This is a genomic window from Halanaerobium sp., assembly GCF_003070835.1.
This window is the reverse complement of the sequence record NZ_QBLR01000377.1, coordinates 1-2,971: the sequence shown is the minus strand read 5'-3', so window position 1 is coordinate 2,971 and position 2,971 is coordinate 1. Positions and strand designations below refer to the sequence as shown.

2 protein-coding genes are annotated in these 2,971 nt (G+C 36.7%); both read right to left on the bottom strand.

Going from position 1 to position 2,971, the window contains the following annotated elements:
- Positions 1–25 precede the first annotated feature (25 nt).
- Complete coding sequence (locus CI949_RS19285) at positions 26–1,366, bottom strand: histone deacetylase (protein ID WP_290769426.1); 1,341 nt, start codon at positions 1,364–1,366, stop codon at positions 26–28.
- A partial coding sequence (locus tag CI949_RS19280; protein WP_290769424.1) for a hydantoinase/oxoprolinase family protein occupies positions 1,363–2,971 on the bottom strand: 1,609 nt, incomplete at its 5' end. The genes CI949_RS19280 and CI949_RS19285, both read right to left, overlap by 4 nt.

Sequence of the window (2,971 nt, the reverse complement as noted above, 5' to 3'; positions counted from 1 at the left end):
TTTTTTATCAAATCACCGCGTGCATTTAATTATTTAGATATTCATCTGCTTTTAAATCCTGTAGATAAACATGTTCATCTTCTTTTTTTAATTCTTCAAATTTAGCTCTAGCTTCCTGATAACATTGATCACAAACCAGTTTTGGAATAGAAACTGCCCTAATCTGATTGCTGCTAAAACGACTTCTTCCAGCTTTAGAATTAATTATCAAATAACCCTGACATTGATCACAGACTTTAACTTTTTCGGTCTGATTTTCATTGATTCCAGCTGTATCATAAAATATACTTTTATCTCTGCTGTAAAATTTGGAGAAATCTCCATAGACTTCTTTAAGATCTCTACTGTTTCTATTTTCCCAGATCTTTTTTAATTGAGCCACCGTCTCTTTAATTTCTGCCATTAGGCTCTGATCTTCTTTTAAAAGTTCTGGCTCATAATCAGGCTCTTCTACTGAACTGTAATCTAAACCCGCCATCGCCAAAATTAAACCAACATTAATATATGGGAGAGCACTTTCTATTGAATATCCTCCCTGAAGCACAGCCAGATCAGGATCTAAAAGATCATTCATTTTTGCATAACCTTTGGCTGAAATATTCATATTTGTTAATGGATCAGAATAATGATTATCCTGTCCAGCTGCATTAATAATTAAATCAGGCTGAAAATCATTTAAAACAGGTAAAACAAATTCATTTAAAACATAAAGCAGTCCCTGATCAGAGCATCCTGGTGGTAGTGGAATGTTTAAAGTTTTAGCATAAGCAGTTGGACCACCCAGCTCGTCAACAAAACCAGTACCAGGAAAAAGAGTCCTCCCATCCTGGTGCAGAGAAATATGAAGTACATTGGGATCATGATAAAAAATTTCTTGAGTACCATCAGCATGGTGAGCATCAGTATCAACAAAAGCAATCTTTTTATTGGGATACTTATTGCGAATTGATTCTACCATAATTGCCTCATTATTGATATTACAAAAGCCTCGTGCTCCATGAACCACCCGATGAGCATGGTGTCCTGGAGGTCGAACCAGGGCAAAAGCTTTATCTACTTTTTTCTCTAAAACTAAATCAGCCGCTTTAATTGCTCCGCCAGCTGAAATTTTATGAGGTTCAGAGGCCACACTATCAACATCTGGAACACAGATATTGGCCCTCTGTATTTCTTGATTGGTAGCTATTTCAGGATTATATTCTACAATCCCTTCAATATCAAGCAAACCTTCTTCAAAAACCTGGTCTCTGGTATAAAGCAGTCTTTCTTTTCTTTCCGGATGGGTTGGAGAGATTTCCCAGTCAAAGGCAGGGAAGAAAATTAGTCCAACTTTATTTTTAGCTTTTAATTTTTTTGGATTCCTCATATTACTAGTTTACCTCCTTTTAAATCAGCAATCAGTCCTGGTTTAATCTGTGCTTTAACTTCTATTATCTGTCCTTTATTTCTTCGATTTCGAATTACATTAAAACTTTCTCTGCTGATAATTTCAACAGGATATTTTTCTTCTTTAAATCTTTTTAAGGTCCATTCTTGAGCCAGCCTTTCCGCATCTTGAAGGTCAAAATTTCGATCTTTTAGCTGGCGGTGAATTCCAGCTTCAACTATATCCAACCAACCACGGGCAGTATCAGCTCTAACTGTTGTTTCAATAGTTGGATGGGCAAAAGCTGCTCCCAGTGCATTAGCTACTTTGGAATGTTTGGGAACTACAGCTTTTAAGTTCAGCTGAGCAGCCAAAAACTCAGTTAAAGAAGCAGCCGGACCACCAATCCCAATTATGTATTCCGGTTCTATTTCAGGTGATTTTAATAATTCATTAATTGTGTAAACAGGCTGGTTTTTAATTGTTTTTAAAATCTGAGCAATAGTTTTTTCAATTTTTGCTGCTATTTGATCGATAATTATTTGTGCCAGAGCAGTCAGACACAGCTCAGATTCATCCCCCTGCAGATAATCTGAATAAAAATTTAGATCGAGTTCTTTTTTCAAAGCTAAGAGTTTATTTTCAGCTTTTTTTAGATCAAACTCAAGCTGCTTTGCCTCATTTTCTTTAATCTGATCTAAGACTAAAAGTGCATCAGTTGGAGTTGGAGCCGGTCCCCCTAAAGCCGCTGCTGGACCTCTGCGTTCAGGACCAACTTTTATTTTACCAGCTTCAACCTGGACTTCACTATCTCCTCCGAGAGCAATTGAATGACTGTAAAGCCCTCTAATTAGAGTAGGATGCTTATCAATTTCAATCCCCTTTGGCTTAAAAGCAGTTTCTCCCTTGATAAAAAGACCAAAATCTGTTGTAGTTCCTCCAATATCTAAAGCAATTCCTGTTTGAGAACTTTGATTTAAAACCATAGTTCCCATAATACTGGCAGCAGGACCAGAGTTAACTGTTTTAATTGGAATTTCGCGTGAGTTTTCTAAATCAACAGTCCCCCCATCACATTTAAGTAAATATAGATCAGCTTTTATCTCCCTTGCCTGCAGAGAAGCTTCTATAGAATTAATAAAGTTCTGGTGAACACTGCTTACTGCCGTATTGTAATAGGCAGCGATTATTCGGCGGTGATAATTTAAATTTCCGGATAATTGATGACCTAAAGTTATATTATTAAAGTTGTAATCTCCCTGGCTAATTATTTCTTTTACTTTTTCTTCCTGAGCCGGATTGCGGACAGAAAATTTACCAACTACAGCCACATTTTCTATACCCTCTGCCTGCAATCGCTTAAGTCCCTCTTTAATTTTTTGAGTTGAAACTGACTTAACTTCTTGACCTCGATGGTCAATATAACCATCTAAAATTATATTTTCCTCCCCGTATTTGAGGTGTTTATGGCTCAGACCTGGCCCTGGTATTAAAATTAATCCAACCGGTTTATATTTTTCTTCATAGATGATATTTGTAACCAAAGTTGTGCTTAAAACCAATCTTTCAATCTTCCTACAGGCAGCGTCCACCAAACAAAATGGC